The sequence below is a fragment of the Plantibacter sp. Leaf1 genome (genome assembly GCF_001421315.1).
GTDB lineage: Bacteria > Actinomycetota > Actinomycetes > Actinomycetales > Microbacteriaceae > Plantibacter.
This window is the reverse complement of record NZ_LMJX01000003.1, coordinates 489,026-512,099: the sequence shown is the minus strand read 5'-3', so window position 1 is coordinate 512,099 and position 23,074 is coordinate 489,026. Positions and strand designations below refer to the sequence as shown.

The window sequence follows — 23,074 nt, the reverse complement described above, 5'->3', positions numbered from 1 at the left end:
GCTCGGGCGCTGGCCGGCTCCCGCCGATCTCGCGGCGGAACCGCCCGCCGAAGCCGTCCGCGCCTGGGGTCGCCTCGGCTATCCGCGTCGCGCGCTCTGGTTGCACGCCGCCGCCACGCAGATCACCGAGCGACACGGCGGGGTCGTCCCGTCGGACGTCGACCAACTCCTCGCACTCACCGGCATCGGCGACTACACGGCGCGCGCCGTCGCGGTCTTCGCCTACGGCGACCGGCATCCGGTGGTGGACACGAACACCCGCCGCGTGATCGCCCGCGCCGTCGGTGGTCAGGCGGAGCCCGGACCGCCGAACGCGAAGGTCGACCTCCCGGCGATGGAGGGCCTGCTGCCCGAGGACCGGGCCGAGGCGGCGGTGTTCAACGCGGGCATGATGGAGATCGGTGCGATCGTGTGCACGGCGAGGTCTCCCCGGTGCGAGGAGTGCCCGCTCCGCGAGGTGTGCGCCTGGCGGGCGGCCGGGTATCCGGCCTACGACGGACCGGTCAAGACGAAGCAGAAGCAGTTCGTGGGCAGCGACCGACAGGTCCGAGGCATCATCATGGCGGAGCTGCGCTCGACCCACCGGTCACTGACCGAGGAGGAACTCCGCGGTCGTTGGCCCGATGGCGCACAGTTCGACCGCGCATTGGCAGGGCTCGTCGCCGACCGCTTGGCGGTCCGCATCGACGGCGGCTACGCGCTCCCCCACGAGTGAACGCCGACAGGCCCAGCGACCGGACCCCGAAGGGCGGTCCCTGAGCCTGTCGAAGGGTGGTCGCTGAGCCTGTCGGAGCGCGGTCCTAGGCCTCGGCGTCGGCGTCGCGCGGCTTGACGTAGGGGTCCTCGTCACCGGCGTACGCGGCACCGGCGGCCAGACCGGCCACCTCGGTGTCGCGGTTCTTCGCTTCGCGGAGCAGATCCTCGATGTGCTGTGCGTTCTCGGGGATCGCGTCCAGGAAGAAGTCGAGGCTCGGGGTGAGCCGGGTGTTGATGTTGCGGCCGATCTCGGCACGCAACAGCCCCTTCGCGGACTCGAGCGCCGCCGAGGTGTCGGCGCGCTCCTCGTCGGAGCCGTACACCGTGTAGAACACGTTCGCGTGCTGGAGGTCGCCGGTCACCTGGACGTCGGTGATCGTCACGAAACCGAGCCGCGGGTCGCGGATGCCCTTGTCCAACCGCTTGGCGATGACTTCTTTGATCCGGTCCGCCAACTTGCGGGCCCTGGGGTTCTCTGCCATCTCGTCCTCCTCTGATGACCGCCGGGCGGACGACCGCCCGGCGGGGTGCTGCACACAATATAAGCAGGAATCCCCGCCGTCCTCCCTGAGGAGGACGACGGGGACCGGCCGAGCGGACTAGCCGCGCGGCTTCTCCTTCATTTCGATCGTCTCGATCTCGTCACCGATCTGGATGTCGTTGAACTTCCCGAGACCGATACCGGCCTCGAAGTCCGTACGGACCTCGGTGACGTCGTCCTTGAAGCGACGCAGCGACTCGATCGCCAGGCTGTCGCCGACCACGACGCCGTCGCGGATGACCCGCGCCTTGGCGTTCCTCGTGATCGTTCCGGAGCGGACGATGACACCCGCGATGTTGCCGAACTTCGAGGAACGGAACACCTCGCGGATCTCGGCGACACCGGACTGGACCTCTTCGTACTCGGGCTTGAGCATGCCGGTGAGGCTCTGCTCGACGTCCTCGAGGGCGTTGTAGATGACCGAGTAGAAGCGGACGTCCACACCCTCGCGAGCCGCACGTTCGCGGGCCTTCGGGTCGGGGCGCACGTTGAACCCGATGATGATCGCGTTGTCGATCGTCGCCAGGTTGACGTCGGACTCGGTGACCGCACCGACACCGCGGTGGATGATCCGCAGCTGGACGCTGTCGTCGACGTCGATCTTGAGCAACGACTCCTCGAGCGCCTCGACGGCACCGGAGACGTCACCCTTGATGATGAGGTTGAGCGACTCGACCTTGCCCTCTTCGAGTGCACGGGTGAAGTCCTCGAGCGAGATGCGCTTGCGAGCCTTGGCCAGAGCGGCGTTGCGCTCCGCAGCCTCACGCTTCTCGGCGATCTGGCGAGCGGTGCGGTCCTCCTCGGTGACGAGGAAGGTGTCGCCGGCCCGAGGGACACTCGAGAGGCCCTGCACCTGGACGGGACGCGAGGGACCCGCCTCGGCGACGGTGTCGCCGTTCTCGTCGACCATGGCACGCACGCGGCCGTAGGCCGTACCGGCGACGATCGCGTCGCCGACCCGGAGCGTACCCGACTGGATGAGCACGGTCGCGACGGAGCCGCGGCCCTTGTCGAGCTTGGCCTCGATGGCCACACCGCGGGCGTCCTTGTTCGGGTTCGCACGCAGGTCGAGACCGGCGTCGGCGGTGAGCAGGACGGCGTCGAGGAGATCCTTGATGCCGGTGCCGGCGCGAGCCGAGACGTCGACGAACATGACGTCGCCGCCGTACTCCTCGGCGACGAGGCCGTACTCGGTCAGCTGCTGGCGCACCTTGGCCGGGTTGGCGTCGGGCTTGTCCACCTTGTTGACCGCGACGACGATCGGCACGTTGGCAGCCTGGGCGTGGTTCAACGCCTCGACCGTCTGCGGCATGATGCCGTCATCGGCCGCGACCACGAGGATCGCGATGTCGGTGACCTGCGCACCACGAGCACGCATGGCGGTGAACGCCTCGTGACCCGGGGTGTCGATGAAGGTGATCGGACGTTCGAGACCTTCGTGCTCGGCGACGACCTGGTACGCACCGATGTGCTGGGTGATACCACCGGCTTCGCCGGCCACCACGTTCGCGTTCCGGATGGCGTCGAGCAGGCGCGTCTTACCGTGGTCGACGTGACCCATGACGGTGACCACGGGAGGACGGATGGCGAGGTCCTCATCGGACTCGTCCTCCAGCTCCTGATCGAGGTCGATGTCGAAGCCTTCGAGCAGCTCCCTGTCCTCGTCCTCGGGCGAGACCATCTGGATCTTGTAGCCGAGCTCGGAACCGAGCACGTCGAAGGTGGCCTCGTCGAGGGACTCCGTCGCCGTCGCCATCTCACCGAGGTGGAAGAGCACGGTGACGAGGTTGCCGGGGCTGGCGTCGATCTTGTCGGCGAAGTCCGAGATGGACGCACCGCGACGCAGACGGACGATGGTGCTGCCGTCACCGCGGGGAACGCTCACGCCGCCGAGCGACGGGGCTTCCCGCAGCTCGAATTCGGCCCTCTTCGTCCGCTTCGACTTGCGTGCCTTGCTCTTGCCGCCACCGCGACCGAAGGCACCTGCGGTACCACCGCCGGGTCCGCGACCACGACCGCCGCCGCCACCTGGGCGACCGGCGAACCCGCCTGCGGGGGCTCCACCAGGAGCGCCACCGGGACGGAAGCCGCCACCCGCACCGGCACCGCCGGGACGGAAGCCGCCGGCACCGCCGGGACGGCCTGCGCCACCCGGACGACCGGGACCGCCGGGACGCTGGCCCTGGCCGACGCCCGGACGGGGCGAGCCGGGGCGAGGAGCCTGCGGACGAGGGATGTTGCTGGGGTTCGGACGCTGACCCATGCCCTGCGCTGCGGCGAAGGGGTTGTTGCCCGGACGCGGCGTGCCGGTGGGGCGCTGACCCATGCCCTGCGACGACGCGAAGGGGTTGTTGCCGGGGCGCGGCGCGCCCGGACGGGGACCGCCGGGCTTGGCGGCGTCGCCGGACGGGGCGTCACCGGCGGCCGGGGTGGCAGCCGGAGTCGCGGGAGCGGCCGGGGCGGCAGCCTCGGGCGTCTCCGCCACGGGGGCGGGAGCGGCCGGGGCCTTCGGGCCGGGTGCAGCCTGCTTCGGCGCCGGAGCAGCCGGAGCCGCAGCCTTGGGAGCGGGTGCGGCGGGGGCCGGAGCCTTCGGCGCGGCGGGTCCCGGGGTCGGGGCGCCGGGGGTGGCCGGACGCTTGGCCGGGGCGGCGGGGGCCGCAGCGGCCTTGGCGCCCTCTGCCTCGAGGGCGGCGCGCAGCTTGCGGGCCACCGGGGGTTCGATACTGGAAGACGGTCCCTTGACGAACTCGCCCAATTCCTTGAGCTTCGCCATGGCGATCTTGCTGTCTACTCCGAGTTCGGATGCGATCTCGTGTACACGTGGTTTTGCAGCCACAATTCTCCTGTCTGAGCTTGCACCCAGGCAGGGGCAAGCGTTAGTGGTGGACGGTGCTCATTTCGAGCCGCTCATGAGTTGTCCATTAGCCGTTCAGCCTGTTCTCTCGGAATGCCGGGCCGGATGGCACGGCAGCAGGATGTCGGCCCGGGATCCGGGCCTCGTACCTGCAGTGGGAAGCACGGTGTGCGCCGAAGCGCTCTCACGTGCAAGTTCCATCGTACACCCCGAGCCTGGGTGCCGGCTCACCGCCCGGCCGATCCGCGCGGATCGGCTCAGTCTGCGGCCGGTGCGTCCGCGGCGACCGTCGCGACGGCCGCGAGGACCGCGTCGGCCCCTGGGCCCACGGTCAACCGCAACGCCCGGGTGAACGCACGCCGGTGCACCGCCTGCTCGACGCAGGCGGTGGTCGGGTGCACCCAGGAGCCTCGGCCCGGCAGGCGCTGAGCCACGTCGGGGACGAGTTCTCCCTCGATCGCCACCACGCGGAGCAGGGCCGAGCGCGGCTCGCGACGACGACAGCCGACGCAGGTCCGCACCGGTTCCATCCGGATCAGTCCGATTCGAGGATCGAGTCCGGCTGGATGTCGATCTTCGCGCCGGTGAGCTTCGCGGCCAGACGGGCGTTCTGCCCCTCCTTGCCGATCGCGAGCGACAGCTGGTAGTCCGGGACGAGCGCGCGGACGGCCTTGAGCGACTGGTCGATCACGTACGAGCTCGTGACCTTGGCCGGCGAGAGCGCGTTCGCGACGAAGGTCGGCAGGTCCGGCGAGTAGTCCACGATGTCGATCTTCTCGGCCCCGAGCTCGTCGGTGACGGCACGGACACGACGCCCGAGCTCACCGATGCAGGCGCCCTTGGCGTTGATGCTCGGGTCGTTCGCCTTCACGGCGATCTTCGTGCGGTGGCCGGCCTCGCGGGCGAGCGACACGATCTCGACGATGCCGGAGGCGATCTCCGGGACCTCGAGCGCGAACAGCTTGCGGACGAGACCCGGGTGCGTGCGCGACACGGTGATCTGCGGACCCTTCAGGCCCTTCGACACACTCGTGACGTAGACCCGGATGCGCGCTCCGTGGGGGTACTCTTCACCGGCGACCTGCTCCTCGGGCGGCAGCATCGCCTCGATCGTGCCGAGGTCGACGTGGATCATGCGCGGGTTCGGGCCCTGCTGGATGACGCCGGCGATGATGTCGCCCTCGCGTCCCTTGAACTCGCCGAGCACCGCGTCGTCCTGGATGTCGCGGAGGCGCTGGAAGATGACCTGCTTGGCGGCGAAGGCGGCGATGCGACCGAAGTCGTCCGGCGTGCTCTCCGCTTCGCCGATGAGGACGCCCTCGTCGTCGAACTCCGGGACGAAGACGCCGACGTGGCCGGTCTTGCGGTCGAGCTGGACCCGAGCTGCCGGCACCTCGGCGCGAGCCACGGGCTCCGCACCCTCCGTGCTCTTCAGGTACGCACTCAGGATGGCCTGCTCGATGATCACGACGAGCTCCTCGAAGGGGATCTCCTTCTCGCGTTCGATCGACTTCAACAAACCGAGATCGATGTCCATCGATGGCCTCCTCTATTCAACTGATGGTGCCGCGGCAGGACGTGCAGCGGCACGACGGGCATGCTGCTGCCGTGCTGCCGAACCCGTCTGTCTACGGTACCGGATGCCGACGGGTACGTCATCCACCGAGCTGGGAAGCGGCCGCGCGTCGAGGAGGCCGGCTCCCCCGGCTCGACCGCCGCTTCGAGCGGGTGACATGATTGCCCCATGGTCTTTGGCGAGCTGCGGAACGTCATGCGGAGCACGCGGGTGCGGATCCTCGTCGCGATCCTGGTCGCGACGACGCTCGCGATGACGCTCGTCGGCGTGTCGACCTACACGCTCGGACGCCAGCAGACCCTGGCGACGATCGACGCCCGACTGGAGCACAGCGCCGAACTCATCGCCTTCATGGTCGTCGGGTCGGGGAACTCGGCCGACGCCCCGGCGACCAGCGACGCAGCCGTCGACGCGGTCATGCGCCGCTGGATCTTCGCCGAGGACGAGACCGCCGTCGGCGTCCGCGCGGACGGCTCGACCGTCCCGCCGAGTGCTCCCTCCGCCTTCCGCCTCGACGACGACCCGGCACTCCTCGACGCCATCACCGCACGCGCGTCGCGCGGCGTGGTGACGGGCGAGGCCGACGGCCAGCGCACCGTGCGGTACGCGATCATCCCGGTGCAGGTCGTCGGCGACCCGAACGTGGCGCACGTCGTCATCGCCACCGACGTCCACGCCGCCCTCGCCGAATCGCGCGGAGTGCTCGCCGTCGAGATCGTCGTCGCCGTCGTCTGCCTCCTCCTGCTGGGGCTCGTCGGCTGGCAGCTCGCGGGCGGGCTGCTCCATCCCATCAGGCTGCTCCGGGACGCCGCGGCGCGCATCACGGAATCCGACCTCGACGAGCGGATCCCGGTCGTCGGCCGGGACGACGTCTCCGAGCTCACCAGGACGGTGAACGGGATGTTGGACCGCCTCGACGAGGCCTTCACGAGCCAACGTCAGCTGCTCGACGACGTCGGTCACGAGCTGAAGACGCCGCTGACCATCGTTCGTGGACACCTCGAACTCCTCGACCCGTCCGACCCGGCGGACGTGGCGGCCACCCGCGACCTCGCACTCGACGAGCTCGACCGCATGAGCTCTCTGGTCGCCGACATCACGGAGCTCTCGACCGCCGGCCTGGCCTCGACCCTCGATCGCGAGCCGGTCGACGTCGCATCGTTCACCGCCTCCGTGCACGACAAGGCGACGGCGATCTCGACCGACCACACCTGGGTCCTCGGCGACCAGGCCGAACTCACCGTCGACGTCGACTCCGGCCGACTCGCGCAGGCCTGGCTGCAGCTCGCCGACAACGCGGCGAAGTACTCGCCGTCCGGCTCGACGATCGTCGTCTCGAGCCGGTTCGACGAGTCGGACGACCCGGCGCTCGTCCTCTCGGTCTCCGACGAAGGTCCAGGCGTTCCCGAGGCGCTCCGCGAGCGCATCTTCGACCGGTTCACACGCGTCAGCGGCGGGCGCGGGGTCGCAGGCTCCGGCCTCGGGCTGTCGATCGTCCAGGCCATCGCGGCCGCGCACGGCGGTTGGGCCGAGGTCGAGGACGGCGACGGACCCGGCTCCGTCTTCAGCATCCGGCTCCCGCTCGCGGTCGCCGACGACGACGAGGACGCCGACACGGCCGTCGAGCTCGATCCCGACGAGACCGCGGCGATCCCCCGGGACGCGATGGCGCAGGCGATCGCCCTCCGCGAGGCGCAGGCGGCCATGGAGGCGCAGGCCGCCATGGAGGCCACGGCGTCACCGACGGAGCCGTCGTCGGTGCACGCGGAGCCGGTGGACGACTTCCCCGACCTCGTGGACACCTCGGCACGGCGTCGGCCGACGGAGGACAGCGTATGAGCCGGATCCTGGTCGCCGAGGACGAGACGCGCATCTCCGCGTTCGTCAGCAAGGGCCTCCGCGCCGCCGGACACACGGCCGACGTGACCGTCGACGGTTCGCAGGTCGTCGAGCTCGCCGAGAGCGGGGACTTCGACCTGCTCGTCCTCGACATCGGGTTGCCGGGCGTGGACGGCTTCGAGGTGCTCAGGCGGCTTCGTGACGACGGCAGCGAACTCCCCGTCATCATCCTCACCGCCCGCGACTCCGCCCGCGACCTCGTCGCGGGTCTCGACGGGGGCGCGAACGACTACATGTCCAAGCCGTTCCGGTTCGAGGAGCTGCTCGCCCGCATCCGCCGCCGGCTGGCCGAGCGAGGGGCGACCGCCCCCGCCGCGGTCGAGGAGCGTCTGATCGTCGGACGGCTCGAACTGGAACTCCGCGAGCGCCGGGTGCTCGTCGACGGCGTCCCCGTGGAACTCTCCACCCGGGAATTCGCCCTCGCCGAGGAGTTCTTCCGTCACCCAGACCAGGTGCTCAGCCGCGAGGAACTCCTCAGCCGCGTGTGGGGCTACGACTTCGACCCCGGCTCCAACGTCGTCGACGTCTACGTGCGCTACCTGCGGAACAAGATCGGCAAGGACGCCATCGCCACCGTCCGAGGAGCGGGCTACCGGCTCAGCACCAGACGGTGACGGCCGTCACCCGACGAGGATGACGACCGTCGACGTGCTGGCCTCGGCTAGAGCGACAGCTCGCTGATCGCGACGCGTTCCTTCGTCCCCGCGGCGCGGTCCCAGAGTTCGACGAAGCCCTCGGTGGCCTCACGGCCGACGACCACGACCACCGGGACACCGATTAGTTCGGCGTCACCGAACTTGACGCCAGGAGACACCTTGCCGGTGCGGTCGTCGTACAGGACGTCCTTGCCGGAGGCCTCGAGCGACGCGACGAGGGACTCGGCCACCTCGAAGATGGCCGCATCGCGACCGGCGGCGACCACGTGGACGTCGAACGGCGCCACGGCCTTCGGCCAGATGAGTCCGCGCTCGTCGTTGTTGCCCTCGGCGATGATCGCGAGGATGCGGGTGATGCCGATGCCGTAGGAGCCCATCGTCACCGTGACGAGCTTGCCGTTCTCGTCGAGCACCTTGAGACCGAGGGCCTCCGCGTACTTGCGTCCGAGTTGGAAGACGTGACCGATCTCCATGCCGCGTGCGAGTTCGACCGGACCCGAGCCGTCGGGTGCGGGGTCGCCGGCGCGGACCTCCGCGGCCTCCACGAAGCCGTCGGCCGTGAAGTCGCGCCCGGCGACGAGACCCATGACGTGCTGCTGGTCGACGTTCGCCCCCGTGATCCACTGGGTGCCGTCGACGACGCGCGGGTCGAGCAGATACCGGATGTCCGTGGCCGACTCCTCGCCAAGGACGGGGCCCTGCGGGGACCACGGACCGATGTAGCCCTTGACCAGGCCGGTGTGCTTCGCGAAGTCCGCGTCGGTGGCCGCTTCGACCTCGGCCGGGCTGAAGGCGACCTCGACCCGCTTGAGGTCGACGTCGCGGTCGCCGGGGAGCCCGATGACGACGAGCTCGCGCGTGCCGTCGAGGTGGGTGAGCGCCAGGACGACGTTCTTCAGCGTGTCGGCAGCCGTCCACGGACGGCCGTCGTCGCGCGGGTGGCGGTCGTTCGCGAGGTCGACGAGGGTCGCGATCGTCGGGGTGTCCGGCGAGTCGAACACGGTCGCCGGGGCGAGTCCGTCGACGGGACGGGCCTCGGGGACCTCGGTGGTGTACGCCTCGACGTTCGCGGCGTACCCGCCGGCCGAACGGACGAAGGTGTCCTCACCGACCACGGTGGGGTGCAGGAACTCCTCGCTCCGCGAACCGCCCATCGCTCCCGCGTCCGCCTGGACGATCACGTACTCGAGACCGAGGCGGGTGAAGATGCGCTCGTAGGCATCCCGCTGCGCCTGGTAGCTCGCGTCGAGCCCGGCGTCCGTGACGTCGAAGGAGTAGGCGTCCTTCATCGTGAACTCGCGGCCTCGGAGCAGGCCGGCCCGGGGCCGGGCCTCATCCCGGTACTTGTCCTGGATCTGGAAGATCGACAGCGGCAGGTCCTTGTAGGACGAGTAGAGGTCCTTCACCAGGAGGGTGAAGACCTCCTCGTGCGTCGGCGCGAGCAGGTAGTCGGCCCCCTTGCGGTCCTGGAGCCGGAACAGCGCGTCGCCGTACTCCTCCCACCGCCCGGTGACCTCGTAGGGCTCGCGAGGCAGCAGCGCGGGGAAGTGCACCTCGAACGCGCCGGCGTTCGCCATCTCCTCGCGGACGATGGCCTCGATCTTGTTCTTGACCCGCAGCCCGAGCGGGAGCCAGGCGAAGACACCCGGTGCCTGGCGGCGGATGTACCCCGCCCGCACCAGCAGGCGGTGACTCGTCACCTCCGCATCGGAGGGGTCTTCACGGAGCGTACGGAGGAAGAAGTTCGAAAGGCGCGTAACCACCTGTCCATGCTAGTCCGTCGTGGCGTGGGCGCCCCTGACCCCTACCAGGGGCGCTCGGCGAAGTTGCCGTTGTCGTTGTTCCGCCCGCGGTTCCTCGCGTCCTCGGTGGACTTGTCCTGCTGCGCGTCCTGGCCGGCGTCCTTCAGACGGTCGACCTTGCCGTCGACCTCGCTGTCGCCCGTGCCACTCGATCCGCCCGAGTCGCCGTCGCCCTGGCCGGTGTCCGAGGGATCCTGCTGGTCCTGCCCGCCGGAGCGGTCGCGCTGGTCCGCCGCATCCTCGCGCTTCCGGTCGATGCGGTCGCCCGTGTCCTTGAGGTTCTCGCCAGGCGTGCCCTTGGGGTCGATGACGTCGGGCTGCTGCCCGGCTCCGCCTTGATCGCCTTGATCACCCTGGTCACCCTGGCCGCCCTGGCCGCCCTGATCACCTTGGTCGCCCTGGTCGCCCTGGTCGCCTTGGTCGCCCTGGTCGCCCTGATCACCTTGGTCGCCCTGTCCACCCTGATCGCCCTGATTACCCTGGTCGCCCTGGCCACCCTGCTCGCCCTGGTCATCTTGGCCGCCCTGATCGCCCTGGTCGCCCTGCCCACCCTGATCACCCTGGTCGCCCTGTCCACCGGCGTCCTGCTGATCCTGTTGGTCCTGCTGGTCCTGCTGGTCCTGCTGGTCCGACCCGCCCTCGAAGCAGTCCTCGCCCTCGTCGACGATGCGCTTCGCCGTGTCGTACAGGTTGATGGCGCCCTGGAAGAACTGACCCTTCACGTACTCGTCGGCCTGCGTCTCGTACGCCCGCGCCAGGTTGACCCGGACGATGCACGAGGTCTCCTCGGTGGGCGCGAGTTCGAGCGCTTTCGCGAGGTCGTCGGTCCCCTGCACCCAGTCCTGCCCGACGGCGGCGGCGGTGCCGCGGTCGAACCAGGCGATCCACGGCTCGACGACGTTCGCCGTCTGGAGGTGTGCAGCGCTCAGCTGCGCCCCGGAATAGTCCTCGGCGCGGTACCCGGAGATCGCCGCCTGGGCCACGACCGGCAAGCTGACGAGTTTGACGCCGACGGCGAGCGCGACGAGGACGAGCGGCAGCGACCACCAGAAGAGTCGACGGCGCAAGCGGGCCACCTCGCTCGGAGCCAACGGTCGACGCCGCGGTTCCTCGATCAGGGGCCGTGGCTCCGGACTGCGCGGCTCGGCCTGGTCGGACCGCACACGATCGTCGAAGAGCGTCATGTCTGACTCCCCTTCGTCCGTCGCAGTTCACCGAGCGCCGCTACGATCGCCGGGATCTCCGTGAGGAGCAAAACACCGAACGCGAGGGCGAACACCCAGTACAGCTCATCGGTGCGTCGGATGTCCACCTCGTCCTGCACCGTCACGCCGCCGACGGCGAGACCGTCGAGGACGTCGTCGAGCGAGGCATCCGGCGTCCTGATCTCCGCTTTCACTCCGAGCTGTGACGCGATCGTCTCGAGCGCGCCCGGGTCGAGGCGCGACACCGCGGGCTCCCCCGTCGAGTAGTCCTGGATGTAACGCACGCTGCCGTCCTCGTACCCCGAGAACTCACGCATCGTGCCGCCGGCCTCGGTCCCGTAGCCGAGCACGCCTCCGCCGCCGATGAGCGGCGCGATCGACTCGAACGACTCGGGTTGGCTGCCGCTCGTCTGCTCGCCGTCGCCCAGATAGAAGACGATCCGGTTCCGGCCGGGCTCCTGCTCCTCGGCCTTGGTCAACAGGGTGGTCAGGTACTCGACCGGTTCGTCGATGCTGCTCCCCCGGGAGTAGGTGGTCACCTCCTGCGTCATGGCCTCCGTCGCGGAGCGCAGCGCGGTCGCGTCGGTCGTGAGCGGCATGCGTTGGACGGTGACGGCGTCGAAGGTCACGAGCGCGTAGCGGGCGCCCGCCAAGCGATCGGCGATGCCCGTGATGTCGGCCTTCGCGCCGTCGAGCCGGGTGGGCGGTTGCGGTGCGCCGTTCTCGTCCGTGTCGGGCAGGGTCTCGTCCGACCAGTCCTCCGCCGCCATGGAACTCGTGGTGTCCACCACGAAGTAGACGTCGAGGTCGCCCATCGCCGACGGCGGACGGTGGTTGCCCGGGATGGTCGGACGGAGCGCGATGACGACGAGGACGAGGACCATCGCCAGGCGGGCGAGCCAATGCCAGGCACCGGGCCGGCGGATACCGGCGAGGTACTGCCAGCCGGCGAACGCCGCGAGGACCGCTCCGAACACGGCGAGTGCCCAGATCGGGAGGACGGGGTTGATCGTCATCGGCGCAGCCTCCAGGCGAGCAGCATGAGCAGCGCGAGGCCGCCGAACGCCGCGAGGACGAAGACCAGCGGCTCGTCGACCTGGACGAGCTGCTTCGCGCCCTTCAGGGTCTTGGTCTGCTCGGCCGTGATCTGCTGGACGATCCCGCCGACCGCGGCGGGGTCGGCGAGCGCGTAGTAGTCGCCGCCGGTCGACGTCACCACCTCGTCCATCTCCGCGGCCAGGTCGTCGAGGTAGTCCTTGCTGCTGACGTCGCCGGGGTTGATTCCGTAGACGGTGACGTCCTGGGCCTTCGCGTACTCGCCGGCCTCCTTGAGGGTGAGGATCGGTTCGCCGGCGACGTAGTTGTCGGTCGCGAGGACGATCGACCGTGACCGCTGCTCGCCGACCTGGTCGAACCGCATGACGCACGAGCCGAGACCGTCGCCGATGAGTGAGGAGCCGTTGCCGAGGTCCGTCCCGTTCCAGTACTCGTAGTCGCTCTCGGGCGAGGTGAGGTCTTCGACGAGGTGGTCGAGTTGGGCGGTCACGTAGTCGTAGTCGCTCGTGAGCGGGAAGTAGGTCGTCGCGGACGCGTTGAACAGCACGAGCGCGATCCGTTCGCCGTCGAAGCGTTGCACGAGGGACTCGAACACCCCCACCAGGGCGGCGTCGTACTCGGTCATCGAACCGGACACGTCGAGGCAGAGCACGATGTCACGGTTCCGGAGCTCGGGCTGGAACACCGTGGTGCTGACCACGCGTGATCCGAGCGCCGTGCCGGCGAGCAGCAGGACCGCCACCGCGGCGATGGTCGCGACGACCAGCCGTCGGTACCGCGTCAGCGCCCGGCGGTAGCCCGGAAGCGCCGTGAGGCGTCCGGAGTGGGCGACCCACAGCGGCTCCTGGTTCGCCTTCCGACGACGGCCGGCGCGCGTCGCGAGCACGGCGACGGCGACCACGGCGGCGACGGCGAGGAGCCAGACGAGCGGCATCCACCAGTAGATCAGCTCCATGTCGTCACCACCTGTCGGGCGAGCGCGGCGGCGTCCGGGACGCTCCCCGTCTCCGCCTCACGGAACTCGACCGGGTAGTACGCGGACACGGCACGACTGAGCGGCGCGAGCCCCGCGCGGTCGAGGTCGGCGAGGGTCATGACCTGGGCACGGACACCGCTCGACTCGTGGGCGTACATCCGGAGGATGGCGCCGAGCCGCTGATGGGCCCGTCGGGTGCTCAACCCGCCCTCGGCGTGCTCCTGCTCGATCTCGCCGATGAGCCCCAGGTAGCGGTCCCGCAGCACGGTCGGCGACGGCGGAGGCGTCGGTCGGGGCGCGCTGCCGCGGGCGCGTCGGCGTACGTGCGCGAACATCCAGACGTACCACCCGATCACGAGGGCGATGAGCACGAGTCCGATGACCGGCCAGAGGAGCGTGTACTGGACCGGTGCGTAATAGCCGTTATCGCCGGGCATGACGGTGGGCCTCGAGGAGATGGAAGAGCACGGGGATGACGTCGTCGGCCCCGGTCACCCGCTGCCCGCTGATGCCGAGCGTTTCGAGCTGGTCGAGATGGCGGGCCGTGGCGTTCCGGACGGCGTCGGCGAACTCCCGGCGGAGCGCGTCGTCCGACCGGACGAAGGCCGGCAGGGACCGCTCGTCGGCGACGTCGACCATCGACCGGCTGGTGTAGTCGGCGCGCATGAGGTCGGCGTCGCCGACGGAGATCCACAACACCTCGTGCTGCGCGTGCAGGCGGCGGAGGATCGCCGACCGTCTCGGGGTGATCTCCTCGTCGTCGGAGACGATCACCAGCAGGCAGCGCTGGGTGACGGAGCGCGCGGCGAACCCGAGGAGTTCGTCGAGGTCGCTCTGCGGCGCTGCGAGCGAGGCGCGCCGGTCGATGTGCTGCAGCAGGCGCTCCAGAGCGGACTCGGTGCCAGCCGGTCGCACGAGTTCCGGTGCCGCGGCGTCACCGGCGACGAGACCGACGAGGTCGCCGTGCCGGATCGCGAGGTACCCGAGGATGCCCACGGCCAGGATCGCGACCTCGCGTTTCGTGCTGCCGCCCTCGGCGAGCGCCGCGAGGTCGCGTCCGGTGTCGACGGCGAACAGCACGTGGTGCTTCCGGCTCGCAATGTAGCGCTTGACGAGCGGCGTGCCGTGCCTGGCGGTCGCCTTCCAGTCGATGTCCTTGATGTCATCGCCGGGCGTGTACTCCCGGAGGTCGTCGAAGTCGAGGCTCCTGCCCTGGAACACCGATCGGTACTCGCCGTCGAGCATCCCCCGCACGCGGCGGTGGGCATGGATGAAGAGCTTCGACTTCACCCGGTGGAGCAACGGAGCGGACATGGTCCTACGGCGCCTGGACCGCACCGAAGACGGCGTCGATGATGGTCTCCGCCGAGACGTCGTCGGCCGCCGCCTCGAAGTTGAGGATGATGCGGTGGCGGAGCACCTGGTGCCGGTAGCTCTTGACGTCCTCCGGGATGACGTGGTCGCGGCCCGCGAGGATGGCGAGCGCGCGGGCGACGGTGCTGAACGCGATGCTGGCACGCGGGCTGGCCCCGTAGTCGATGTAGCTCGCCAGCTTGGGCGGGAGGTAGTCGCGCGCATGGCGGGTCACGTAGACCGTCTGCACGATGTAGTTGAGGATCGACGCGTCGAGGTACACCCGCTTCGCGAGTGACTGCAGGAACAGCACGTCCTCGAGGCTCACACCCTCGCGGTGCTGGTCCGTCTCGTACAGACCGGAGTTCACGCGGCGGACGATCTCGGCCTCCTCGCCGATCGTCGGGTAGTCGAGCACCTCTTTCAAGAGGAAGCGGTCGAGCTGGGCCTCGGGCAGCTGGTAGGTGCCCTCCTGCTCGATCGGGTTCTGCGTGGCCAGCACGAAGAACGGCTTCGGCAAGGGGTAGTGCGTCCCGCCGATGGAGGTCTGTCGCTCCTGCATCGCCTCGAGCATCGCGCTCTGGGTCTTCGCGCTCGAACGGTTGACCTCGTCGAGCAGCACGAAGTTGGCGTGCACCGGACCGAGCTGGGTCTGGAACGCGCCGGTCCTGGCGTCGTAGATCTGAGTGCCGATGATGTCGCTCGGCAGGAGGTCCGGCGTGCACTGGATGCGCTTGAAGGAGGCGTTCACCGCTTCGGCGATGGACTCCGCCGCCGTCGTCTTGGCCAGGCCGGGGACGCTCTCCAGGAGCACGTGCCCGCCGGAGACGAGGGCGGCGAGGAGCGTGGTCCGCAGCCCCTGCTGCCCGACGACCTTGGCGTCGTACGCGCCGACGATCTCGGAGAGGATGCTGCGCGCCCGTTGCAGCTCGGCGGGCGCGATGGGGGTGCTCGGTGTGAGGGTCACTGGTCTCCCTGGCGAAGCGGGCGGTCCGGCCGGATGACCGTCGAACACGGAGGGCCGGGTGGAACCCAGCGGTCCGGACAGTCTACGTGGCCGGATGCGCCGGACGGGTGCATCGGCAACCGGATGGTCACCCCGGCGTCGGTCGCCGTTCGCCCGGTGTCCCCCTCCCGGCCACCGCGGATTCCTACCGTGGATCGATGACACACGCAGCGAACGCTCAGCTCCGGACGGGCGACGGGGCGACGGCGATCGTCCCGGTCCGGGGCGGTTCGAAGGGGATCCATCGCAAGAACCTGCGGACGGTCCGCGGCACCACCCTGATCGCCCGCTCGGTCGAGGGACTCCTGCGCTCCGGTGGTGTCTCACGGGTCGTGGTCACGACGGACCACCCGGACCTCGCAGCCGCCGCCGTCGCCGCCGGCGCCGAGGTGATCGACCGGCCCGCAGCCCTCGCCGAGGACAGCACCTCCTCCGAGGCCGCGCTGCTGCACGCCCTCGGCGTCCTCGCCCGGCGCGGCGAGCTGAGCCCCGTGACCGTGTTCGCACAGGCGACATCGCCCTTCCTCGACGTGGAAGCACTCGACGACGCCATCGCCTCGGTCGCCTCCGGGCAGGCGGACTCCGTCTTCGCGGCGGTGCTCGACCACGGCTTCCTCTGGACGGAGAAGGCGAAGGGCGCCCGAGGGATCGGTCACGACCATCGCGAGCGTCCCCGGCGGCAGGACCGTGCCCCGCAGTATCGCGAGACCGGGTCGTTCTACGTCTTCGACACGGACGGCTTCCTCGACGCCGGTCACCGCTTCTTCGGCCGGATCGCACCGGCCGTCACCCGGTCCTTCGCCGCGCTCGACATCGACGAACCGGAAGACCTCCTCGTCGCCGAGGCGATCGCCGGACTCGCCGAACGCCAGCTCGGGATCCCGTCGGGCTCGGAGCACCCGGAGCACCACCTCGACGTCGACGCCGTCGTCACCGACTTCGACGGTGTGCACACCGACGACCGCGCCAGCATCGACGCCGACGGTGTCGAACGGGTGAGCGTCCATCGCGGTGACGGCCTCGGCGTCCGCCTGCTGCGCGAGGCCGGGCTGCCGTTCCTCATCCTGTCGACCGAACGGGTCCCGATCGTCGCCGCGCGCGCGGCCAAACTCGGCGTCGACGTCGTCTACGGCTCCGCCGACAAAGCGAGCGCGCTCCGCGACTGGGCCGAGACGAACGCCGTCCCGCTCGAGCGCATCGCGTACCTCGGCAACGACGTCAACGACATCCCGGCCCTCGAGATCGTCGGCTGGCCCGTCGTCGTCTCCGATGCGCACCCGGCCGCCAGGGCCGTCTCCAGGCTCGTCCTGGAACGCCGCGGCGGCGATGGCGCCGTCCGTGAACTCGCCGACCTCGTCCTCGCCGCTCGCGCGGTCACCCACCCAGAGAAGCTGTCCCCGCCGCAACCGAACGGAGCATGACCATGAGCATCCACCAGGACTCGAACGACCGGACCACCATCGACGGCGGTGTCACGCCGGCCCCCGTGCGGATCGACGGCATCCCCGTCGGCGGCGACGCCCCCGCCTACGTCATCGGCGAGATCGGCCTCAACCACAACGGCGACGTCGAACTCGCCAAGCGACTCATCGACGTCGCTGCGGACGCCGGCGCTCAGGCCGTCAAGTTCCAGAAGCGCACGCCGGAGATCTCGACCCCGGCACACATGCGCGACGTCCCGCGGCAGACGCCCTGGGGTGAGATGAGCTACCTGGAATACCGCTACCGCGTCGAGTTCGACCGTGAGCAGTACATCGAAATCGGCGACCACGCCACCCTGCGGGGTCTCAGCTGGTTCGCCTCCCCCTGGGACGAGCCGTCCGTCGACTTCCTCGAGGACCTCGGTGTCAGTGCCCACAAGGTCGCGTCGGCCTCGGTGACCGACTCGGGGCTGCTGACCCGTCTCGCCGCCACGGGGAAGCCGATCATCCTCTCCACCGGGATGTCGACGCTCGAGCAGATCGACCGCGCGGTCGAGCTCCTCGCCGGCTCCCCGCTCGTGATCCTCCACGCGACCTCCACCTACCCGTTGCCGCCAGAGGAGGCCAACCTCCGCATGATCGACAGCCTGGCGGCCCGCTATCCCGGCGTGCCCGTCGGCTACTCCGGGCACGAGACCGGACTGCAGATCTCCCTCGCCGCGGTCGCGCTCGGCGCGAAGGTCGTCGAACGACACATCACGCTCGACCGCGCCATGTGGGGATCCGACCACGCCGCCTCGCTCGAGCCGCACGGGTTCTCGAACCTCGTCCGCGACATCCGCGTCATCGAGACGGCGATGGGCGACGGCGTCAAGCGCATCTTCCCCGGCGAACTCGCACCGTTGGCGAAACTGCGCAGGGTCGATGCCTGATCACGGACCCCGCCGGCGGGTGATCGGGGTGGTGGACTCCGACTCCTTCGTGAAGTGGGGTGCCGCCACCCTGTCCCGAGCGACCGACTGGGACGTCGACCTCGTCCTGATCGAGAGCGACGTGTCGGCGACCGACCGCCAGGTGGACATCGCGTTGCTCCACACGGCGTTCGAGGGGCGTTCCGTCCGTCGGTTGACGCTCCGCCAGTTGATCGCCTTCGTCGGATCCGAGCGCCCCGACGGCGTCTTCGTCTCGACCAGGGGGCCGGTCGCGGAGGTCGTCATCTCCGAGCTGCTCGCGCTGGGGCGCACCACCCGGCCGGTCCTCCTCACGGGTCTGCCGGGCATCTCCATCCCCGCGAAGTGGAAGGGGATCTTCCTCCGCGCCCAGGCGGACGTCTTCATCCTGCACAGCCACCGCGAGGTCGCGGCCTACCGGGAACTCGCCGCGGAGCACGGGGTCGAGCCGGCCTTCGCGCTCGCCACCCTGCCGTTCCTCGCCGTCGCCCCGACCCGGCCGCCCGCCGTCGACATCGATCCGGCACCACGGACCCGGGTCGTGTTCGCGGCGCAGGCGACCGTTCCGGCCGATCGCGGCGACCGGCTGCGGATCATCTCCTGGCTGCGGACCCTCGCGAACCGGCATCGGGACCTCGACGTCGTCATCAAGGTCCGAGGGCTCGCCGGCGACCCCCAGACGCATCACGAGCACTTCCCCTTCGACACCCTCCTCACCGGCCCGATCCCCACCAATCTCAGGGTCGCCACCGGGTCGATGGCCGTGCACCTCGGCCACGCGGCCGGTCTCGTCACGGTGAGCTCCACCGCGGCGATCGAGGCTGTGGCGGCCGGGGTCCCGGTCATCGTGCTCGACGACTTCGGCGTCGATCCGGCGCTCATCAACAGCGTCTTCGAGGGCAGCGGCCTGCTGGCGTCCAAGGATGAGCTCATGGCCGCGCGGTTCCGCCACCCGAACGAGGACTGGCTCCAGCAGAACTACTTCCACCCCGAAGAGGAGGACGACTGGATCGAACGGTCCGAGGTGGCCTTCGCCGCCCGCGACCGCGGTGTCCTGCCGATCCGCCCGCGGGCCCGACAGAGCCGGGGCGGCATGCTCCGCACGGGCTGGGAGCGACGCCGGGCGTTCGGTCGAGCCGACACGAGCGTCCTCGGGACGGTCGCCTTCGTCATCGGTCGACCGATCCAGATCGCGCGCCGCCTGGTGCGCCGCGCGCGCGGCATCAGGCCTGCCGAGCGGCGACCGATCCCGTCACGCCGGCTGGAGCCGATCGAACCGGAGCCGACCATGCGGGCTCCGCGTGGCGCCCGGCACCGGACGGCTCGCTGACGACCACGACGGTGGTGCCGCCCGATCAGGCGGTGTCACCGTCGACGGGAACAGCGCGACCCGGTCAGTTCGCGCCGACGGTGACCACGGGTGCGCCCGTGGAGCTGTCGTCGGCCGGCATCTCGGCGGCGAGCCGGTTGGCCTCTTGGATGAGCGTCGCGACGATCTCGGACTCCGGGACCGTCTTGATCACCTCACCCTTCACGAAGATCTGCCCCTTGCCGTTCCCGCTGGCGACGCCGAGGTCGGCTTCACGGGCCTCCCCCGGACCGTTCACGACACAGCCCATGACGGCGACGCGGAGCGGGACGCTCATCCCCTCCAGGCCGTCGGTGACGTCGTTCGCGAGCTTGTAGACGTCGACCTGGGCGCGTCCACAGCTCGGGCAGGAGACGATCTCGAGCTTCCGCTCGCGGAGGTTGAGCGACTGCAGGATCTGCAGGCCCACCTTGATCTCCTCCGCCGGCGGGGCCGAGAGCGACACACGGATGGTGTCGCCGATCCCTTCGGAGAGCAGGATGCCGAAAGCGGTCGCGCTCTTGATCGTGCCCTGGAACGACGGACCAGCCTCGGTCACGCCGAGGTGCAGAGGCCAGTCACCACGTTCCGCGAGGAGTCGGTAGGCCTTCACCATGACGACCGGGTCGTTGTGCTTGACCGAGATCTTGAAGTCGTGGAAGTCGTGCTCCTCGAAGAGGCTGGCCTCCCAGACGGCGCTCTCGACGAGGGCTTCCGGTGTGGCCTTGCCGTACTTCTGCAGCAAGCGTGGGTCGAGGGAGCCGGCGTTGACGCCGATGCGGAGGGAGACACCGGCCGCCTTCGCCCGACGGGCGATCTCGCCGACCTGGTCGTCGAACTTCCGGATGTTGCCGGGATTGACCCTGACCGCCGCACAACCCGCGTCGATCGCCGCGTACACGTAGGCGGGCTGGAAGTGGATGTCGGCGATGACCGGGATCTGGCTCTTCTTCGCGATGATCGGCAACACCTCTGCGTCGTCGCGGGTCGGGACCGCGACTCGGACGATGTCGCAACCGGAGGCGGTGAGCTCCGCGATCTGCTGGAGGGTCGCGTTGATGTTCGTCGTCTGGGTCGTCGTCATCGACTGGACGCTCACCGGGGCGTCACCGCCGACGAGGACCTTGCCGACCTTGATCTGTCGCGACTTGCGTCGCGGGCTGAGCGTCTCGGGAACCGACGGAAGACCCAGATTGATAGCTACCACGAACCTCAGCTTACGCGCGCGACGCCCCGCAGGCTCCCCGTGGGCTGAATGCCGGCTGGGACGTCGCGATCGGCGGTCAGCGGGTGGGCGGAGCCTCGCGGTTCGACCGCAGGACGCCGAGCCGTTCGCGGTACTCGGCCTCGTCCACCTCACCCTGGGCGAACCGCTCGGCGAGCAGTTGCTCGGCGCTCCGTGTCCCCTCATGACGCCAGGCCCACGGCGGCCCCTGGCGGCCGTCCGGAGACGTTCCGGCCCAGGCGCGGCGACGCCACCGTCGACCGACGAGCGCGACGACGAGGGCGATCACGGCGATCCAGAACACCGGGATGAGCGCGAGCCACAGGAGGTGGAACCCCGGCCCGTTCCAACCCGGGTGCATGGCGGTCATGGCGATCATGGTCAGGGAGGTGGACACGATGGACTCCGTTCGTCGGGCGGGCGACGACGACCGTCGTCCGCATCACGACCTCGAGCCTCCTCCGGCGGTCGGCCGCACGCATCCGACGACGGGACCGTTCGCGGGACTCCCCGGGGAGTAGGCCGTGCTCCGCTCAGGAACCGGGGCTGACCAGCCCGGTCTCGTAGGCGATGACGACGAGCCTGACCCGATCACGCGCGGCCAACTTCGACATGATGCGCGACACGTGGGTCTTCGCGGTGAGCGGGCTGAGGAACAGGGCGCCGCCGATCTCCTCGTTGGTGAGGCCTCGCCCGACGAGCGCCAGCACCTCGCGCTCGCGTTCCGTGAGGCCGACGATCGCTGCGTCGTCGAGCGGCGCCGCGATGACCCCGGCGACCTGGGTCAGGAGGCGTCTCGTGACCCCCGGCGACAGGAGGGCGTCACCCGACGCCACCACCCGGACCGCTCGGATGAGTTCGGCGGGCTCCGTGTCCTTCACCAGGAACCCACTCGCGCCGGCGCGGATGGCCTGCGCGACGTACTCGTCGAGCTCGAACGTGGTCACGACGATGATGCGGGTCGACCCCAGCGCCGGGTCGGCGACGATCAGCTCGGTCGCGGCGAGACCATCACCACCCGGCATCCTGATGTCCATGAGCACGACGTCCGGGTGCTCGCGGCGGACCAGCTCGAGCGCCGCGACGCCGGTCGCCGCCTCGCCGACGACCGCGATGTCGGGCTCGGCGTCGAGCAGGGCGCGGAACCCACCACGGATGAGCGCCTGATCGTCGGCGACGACCACGCGGATCATGCGACACCTCGCACCGGGACGCGCGCCTCGACACGGAACCCGCCGAGCGGGCCGCGTCCCGTCTCGAGCGTGCCGCCCAGGAGTTCGGCGCGCTCGGTCATCCCGAGCAGCCCGTTCCCGCGCTCCGCAGGACCCGGCGGCGCCCCGACCCCGTCGTCGGTCACGCACAGGCGGTACACACCGTCCGCTTCCACGAGTTCGATGGCGACCCGCCGTGCACGTGCATGCCGGAGGACGTTCGTGACGCTCTCCTGAGCGATGCGGTACAGCGCCGACTGCAAGGCCGCGCCGGGCTGCGTGGTGAGGCGCTGCTCCAGCACCGCCTCGACACCCTGCTCGCGGAGGGCCTCGGCGAGCAGCGGCAGCGCGGTGAGGTCCGGCCCCGGGCGGGTCGGCGCACCGGTCGCCGGATCGGCCGAGCCGTCGGAGCCTCGGAGGACGTCGAGGAGTCCGCGCACCTCGTCGAGCGAGGCCGTGCTCGCCATCCTGATGTTGGTGAGCGCCTCCCTCGCACGTTCCGGCTGGGAGTCCATGAGGTGGAGCCCCATCCCGGCCTGCACGGCGATCTGTGCGAGCGAGTGCGCGATGACGTCGTGCAGGTCGCGCGCGATGCGGACGCGCTCCTCCTGCGCGGCTGAGGCGCGGCGCTCCCCCTGGCGGATCCGGAACGCCTGGAGCTGTTCGCGCCGCGTCCGGAGGCCCTCGGCGAGGAGGACGGCGATCACGACGAGGACCGAGGTGACCCCGATCCGGAAACCGGACAGCCCCCAACCGACGGCGAGGGCAGCGGCCAGCGGGAGCACCCAGGCGAGCCCCAGCGAGAGGTAGGCCCAGCCGCGCGCCCCGCGGACGATCCCCGATCCGGCGGCGAACGCGAGGGCGACGGCCGGCGGTCCCCACACCGGGCCCGTGAGCATGGAGGCGCCAGAGAGGACGGCCACGACGGCGACCGTCGGGCCGGGCGATCGCCGGGCGGCGAGCAGGGCCAGGACGGCACCGAGCACCGTCAGCACGGCCGAGACGCGCGACCATGCGGAAGCGTCGGCTCCTGCGGCGAGTGAGCCGTGGAGCGCGAGGGCGGCGGTCGCCGGCACCTGGACGAGGAAGGAGACGACCACAGGAGCCCACAGCCGCCAGACGGGTCGGCCCTGGCGGATCAGCGGGCCGCCGAAGCGACCGTCGCCTTGGCGCCCGTGCACCGCGCTCGTCTCGACCGATGGCATTCCTGCATGGTACCCGCGGGCCTCGCCGGTGGCG

Annotated in this window: 21 protein-coding genes; 6 read left to right on the top strand and 15 right to left on the bottom strand. The window is 70.3% G+C overall.

Going from position 1 to position 23,074, the window contains the following annotated elements:
* On the top strand, positions 1-715 hold a 715-nt coding region (locus ASE44_RS16205; RefSeq protein WP_235522669.1), incomplete at its 5' end, for an A/G-specific adenine glycosylase.
* An 85-nt stretch (positions 716-800) separates the two neighbouring features.
* Here ASE44_RS16205 and rbfA read toward each other — a convergent pair.
* From rbfA to nusA, 4 genes are all read right to left on the bottom strand, one after another.
* Complete coding sequence (gene rbfA / locus ASE44_RS16200) at positions 801-1,238, bottom strand: 30S ribosome-binding factor RbfA (RefSeq protein ID WP_056012316.1); 438 nt, start codon at positions 1,236-1,238, stop codon at positions 801-803.
* A 117-nt stretch (positions 1,239-1,355) separates the two neighbouring features.
* Positions 1,356-4,133 carry a translation initiation factor IF-2 gene (gene infB / locus ASE44_RS16195; RefSeq protein ID WP_082456158.1) on the bottom strand — a complete coding sequence of 926 codons (2,778 nt, stop codon included), beginning with the start codon at positions 4,131-4,133 and terminating at the stop codon, positions 1,356-1,358.
* Positions 4,134-4,408: 275 nt separating this feature from the next.
* Positions 4,409-4,681 carry a YlxR family protein gene (locus ASE44_RS16190; RefSeq protein WP_056781847.1) on the bottom strand — a complete coding sequence of 91 codons (273 nt, stop codon included), beginning with the start codon at positions 4,679-4,681 and terminating at the stop codon, positions 4,409-4,411.
* Positions 4,682-4,686: 5 nt separating this feature from the next.
* Positions 4,687-5,688 carry a transcription termination factor NusA gene (gene nusA, locus ASE44_RS16185; protein WP_056012325.1) on the bottom strand — a complete coding sequence of 334 codons (1,002 nt, stop codon included), beginning with the start codon at positions 5,686-5,688 and terminating at the stop codon, positions 4,687-4,689.
* 207 nt (positions 5,689-5,895) lie between these two features.
* Between nusA and ASE44_RS16180 the strand changes: the two genes are divergently transcribed.
* Positions 5,896-7,566 carry a cell wall metabolism sensor histidine kinase WalK gene (locus ASE44_RS16180; protein WP_056781845.1) on the top strand — a complete coding sequence of 557 codons (1,671 nt, stop codon included), beginning with the start codon at positions 5,896-5,898 and terminating at the stop codon, positions 7,564-7,566.
* Complete coding sequence (locus tag ASE44_RS16175; protein ID WP_056012330.1) at positions 7,563-8,240, top strand: response regulator transcription factor; 678 nt, start codon at positions 7,563-7,565, stop codon at positions 8,238-8,240. The genes ASE44_RS16180 and ASE44_RS16175 overlap by 4 nt, the downstream gene beginning before the upstream one ends.
* A 47-nt stretch (positions 8,241-8,287) precedes the next feature.
* Here ASE44_RS16175 and ASE44_RS16170 read toward each other — a convergent pair whose 3' ends face one another.
* The 7 genes from ASE44_RS16170 to ASE44_RS16140 are packed head-to-tail and all read right to left on the bottom strand — an operon-like array spanning position 8,288 to position 15,641.
* The gene (locus ASE44_RS16170) at positions 8,288-10,045 is read right to left on the bottom strand and encodes a proline--tRNA ligase (RefSeq protein WP_056012333.1); all 1,758 of its coding nucleotides are present in this window, start codon (positions 10,043-10,045) and stop codon (positions 8,288-8,290) included.
* A 41-nt stretch (positions 10,046-10,086) separates the two neighbouring features.
* Positions 10,087-11,268, bottom strand: a complete 1,182-nt coding sequence (locus ASE44_RS18870; RefSeq protein WP_200921133.1) for a hypothetical protein — start codon at positions 11,266-11,268, stop codon at positions 10,087-10,089.
* Positions 11,265-12,305, bottom strand: coding sequence for a VWA domain-containing protein (locus ASE44_RS16160; protein ID WP_056781843.1), 1,041 nt, complete (start codon positions 12,303-12,305; stop codon positions 11,265-11,267). Before ASE44_RS16160 ends, ASE44_RS18870 begins: the two co-directional genes overlap by 4 nt.
* On the bottom strand, positions 12,302-13,300 hold the full coding sequence (locus ASE44_RS16155) for a VWA domain-containing protein (RefSeq protein WP_056012339.1): 999 nt from the start codon (positions 13,298-13,300) through the stop codon (positions 12,302-12,304). Before ASE44_RS16155 ends, ASE44_RS16160 begins: the two co-directional genes overlap by 4 nt.
* Positions 13,291-13,758: a hypothetical protein gene (locus tag ASE44_RS16150; RefSeq protein WP_056012342.1), complete on the bottom strand. Its 468-nt coding sequence runs from the start codon at positions 13,756-13,758 to the stop codon at positions 13,291-13,293. Before ASE44_RS16150 ends, ASE44_RS16155 begins: the two co-directional genes overlap by 10 nt.
* Positions 13,745-14,635 (bottom strand): DUF58 domain-containing protein, encoded by an 891-nt coding sequence (locus ASE44_RS16145; protein ID WP_056781842.1) that lies wholly within the window; start codon positions 14,633-14,635, stop codon positions 13,745-13,747. Before ASE44_RS16145 ends, ASE44_RS16150 begins: the two co-directional genes overlap by 14 nt.
* A gap of 4 nt (positions 14,636-14,639) precedes the next feature.
* Positions 14,640-15,641: a MoxR family ATPase gene (locus ASE44_RS16140; RefSeq protein ID WP_056012348.1), complete on the bottom strand. Its 1,002-nt coding sequence runs from the start codon at positions 15,639-15,641 to the stop codon at positions 14,640-14,642.
* A gap of 197 nt (positions 15,642-15,838) precedes the next feature.
* On the opposite strand from ASE44_RS16140, the gene ASE44_RS16135 reads away from it, so the two are divergent.
* From ASE44_RS16135 to ASE44_RS16125, 3 genes are read left to right on the top strand one after another with little or no spacing between them, the layout of a single operon-like run.
* Positions 15,839-17,101 (top strand): acylneuraminate cytidylyltransferase, encoded by a 1,263-nt coding sequence (locus ASE44_RS16135; protein ID WP_056781841.1) that lies wholly within the window; start codon positions 15,839-15,841, stop codon positions 17,099-17,101.
* A gap of 2 nt (positions 17,102-17,103) precedes the next feature.
* Positions 17,104-18,033, top strand: coding sequence for an N-acetylneuraminate synthase family protein (locus tag ASE44_RS16130; protein WP_082456156.1), 930 nt, complete (start codon positions 17,104-17,106; stop codon positions 18,031-18,033).
* On the top strand, positions 18,026-19,381 hold the full coding sequence (locus ASE44_RS16125) for a DUF6716 putative glycosyltransferase (protein WP_157580029.1): 1,356 nt from the start codon (positions 18,026-18,028) through the stop codon (positions 19,379-19,381). Before ASE44_RS16130 ends, ASE44_RS16125 begins: the two co-directional genes overlap by 8 nt.
* A gap of 64 nt (positions 19,382-19,445) precedes the next feature.
* On the opposite strand, the gene ispG is transcribed toward ASE44_RS16125, so the two are convergent.
* From ispG to ASE44_RS16105, 4 genes are all read right to left on the bottom strand, one after another.
* Positions 19,446-20,606, bottom strand: a complete 1,161-nt coding sequence (gene ispG / locus ASE44_RS16120) for a flavodoxin-dependent (E)-4-hydroxy-3-methylbut-2-enyl-diphosphate synthase (protein ID WP_056012355.1) — start codon at positions 20,604-20,606, stop codon at positions 19,446-19,448.
* A 76-nt stretch (positions 20,607-20,682) separates the two neighbouring features.
* A complete protein-coding gene (locus tag ASE44_RS16115; protein WP_235522668.1) occupies positions 20,683-21,021 on the bottom strand; it encodes an SHOCT domain-containing protein in 339 nt (112 codons plus the stop codon).
* Positions 21,022-21,157: 136 nt separating this feature from the next.
* Positions 21,158-21,817: a response regulator transcription factor gene (locus ASE44_RS16110; protein ID WP_056781836.1), complete on the bottom strand. Its 660-nt coding sequence runs from the start codon at positions 21,815-21,817 to the stop codon at positions 21,158-21,160.
* A complete protein-coding gene (locus tag ASE44_RS16105) occupies positions 21,814-23,040 on the bottom strand; it encodes a sensor histidine kinase (RefSeq protein WP_056781834.1) in 1,227 nt (408 codons plus the stop codon). Before ASE44_RS16105 ends, ASE44_RS16110 begins: the two co-directional genes overlap by 4 nt.
* Positions 23,041-23,074 lie beyond the last annotated feature (34 nt).

Coding starts and splice junctions, on each gene's coding strand:
- ASE44_RS16160 (WP_056781843.1), bottom strand. CDS start 12,305: ATGACGATCAACCCCGTCCTCCCGATCTGGGCACTCGCCGTGTTCGGA.
- rbfA (WP_056012316.1), bottom strand. CDS start 1,238: ATGGCAGAGAACCCCAGGGCCCGCAAGTTGGCGGACCGGATCAAAGAA.
- ASE44_RS18870 (WP_200921133.1), bottom strand. CDS start 11,268: ATGACGCTCTTCGACGATCGTGTGCGGTCCGACCAGGCCGAGCCGCGC.
- ASE44_RS16190 (WP_056781847.1), bottom strand. CDS start 4,681: ATGGAACCGGTGCGGACCTGCGTCGGCTGTCGTCGTCGCGAGCCGCGC.
- ASE44_RS16150 (WP_056012342.1), bottom strand. CDS start 13,758: ATGCCCGGCGATAACGGCTATTACGCACCGGTCCAGTACACGCTCCTC.
- ASE44_RS16135 (WP_056781841.1), top strand. CDS start 15,839: ATGACACACGCAGCGAACGCTCAGCTCCGGACGGGCGACGGGGCGACG.
- ASE44_RS16105 (WP_056781834.1), bottom strand. CDS start 23,040: ATGCCATCGGTCGAGACGAGCGCGGTGCACGGGCGCCAAGGCGACGGT.
- ASE44_RS16145 (WP_056781842.1), bottom strand. CDS start 14,635: ATGTCCGCTCCGTTGCTCCACCGGGTGAAGTCGAAGCTCTTCATCCAT.
- ASE44_RS16180 (WP_056781845.1), top strand. CDS start 5,896: ATGGTCTTTGGCGAGCTGCGGAACGTCATGCGGAGCACGCGGGTGCGG.
- ASE44_RS16155 (WP_056012339.1), bottom strand. CDS start 13,300: ATGGAGCTGATCTACTGGTGGATGCCGCTCGTCTGGCTCCTCGCCGTC.
- ASE44_RS16110 (WP_056781836.1), bottom strand. CDS start 21,817: ATGATCCGCGTGGTCGTCGCCGACGATCAGGCGCTCATCCGTGGTGGG.
- ASE44_RS16125 (WP_157580029.1), top strand. CDS start 18,026: ATGCCTGATCACGGACCCCGCCGGCGGGTGATCGGGGTGGTGGACTCC.
- nusA (WP_056012325.1), bottom strand. CDS start 5,688: ATGGACATCGATCTCGGTTTGTTGAAGTCGATCGAACGCGAGAAGGAG.
- ASE44_RS16130 (WP_082456156.1), top strand. CDS start 17,104: ATGAGCATCCACCAGGACTCGAACGACCGGACCACCATCGACGGCGGT.
- ASE44_RS16175 (WP_056012330.1), top strand. CDS start 7,563: ATGAGCCGGATCCTGGTCGCCGAGGACGAGACGCGCATCTCCGCGTTC.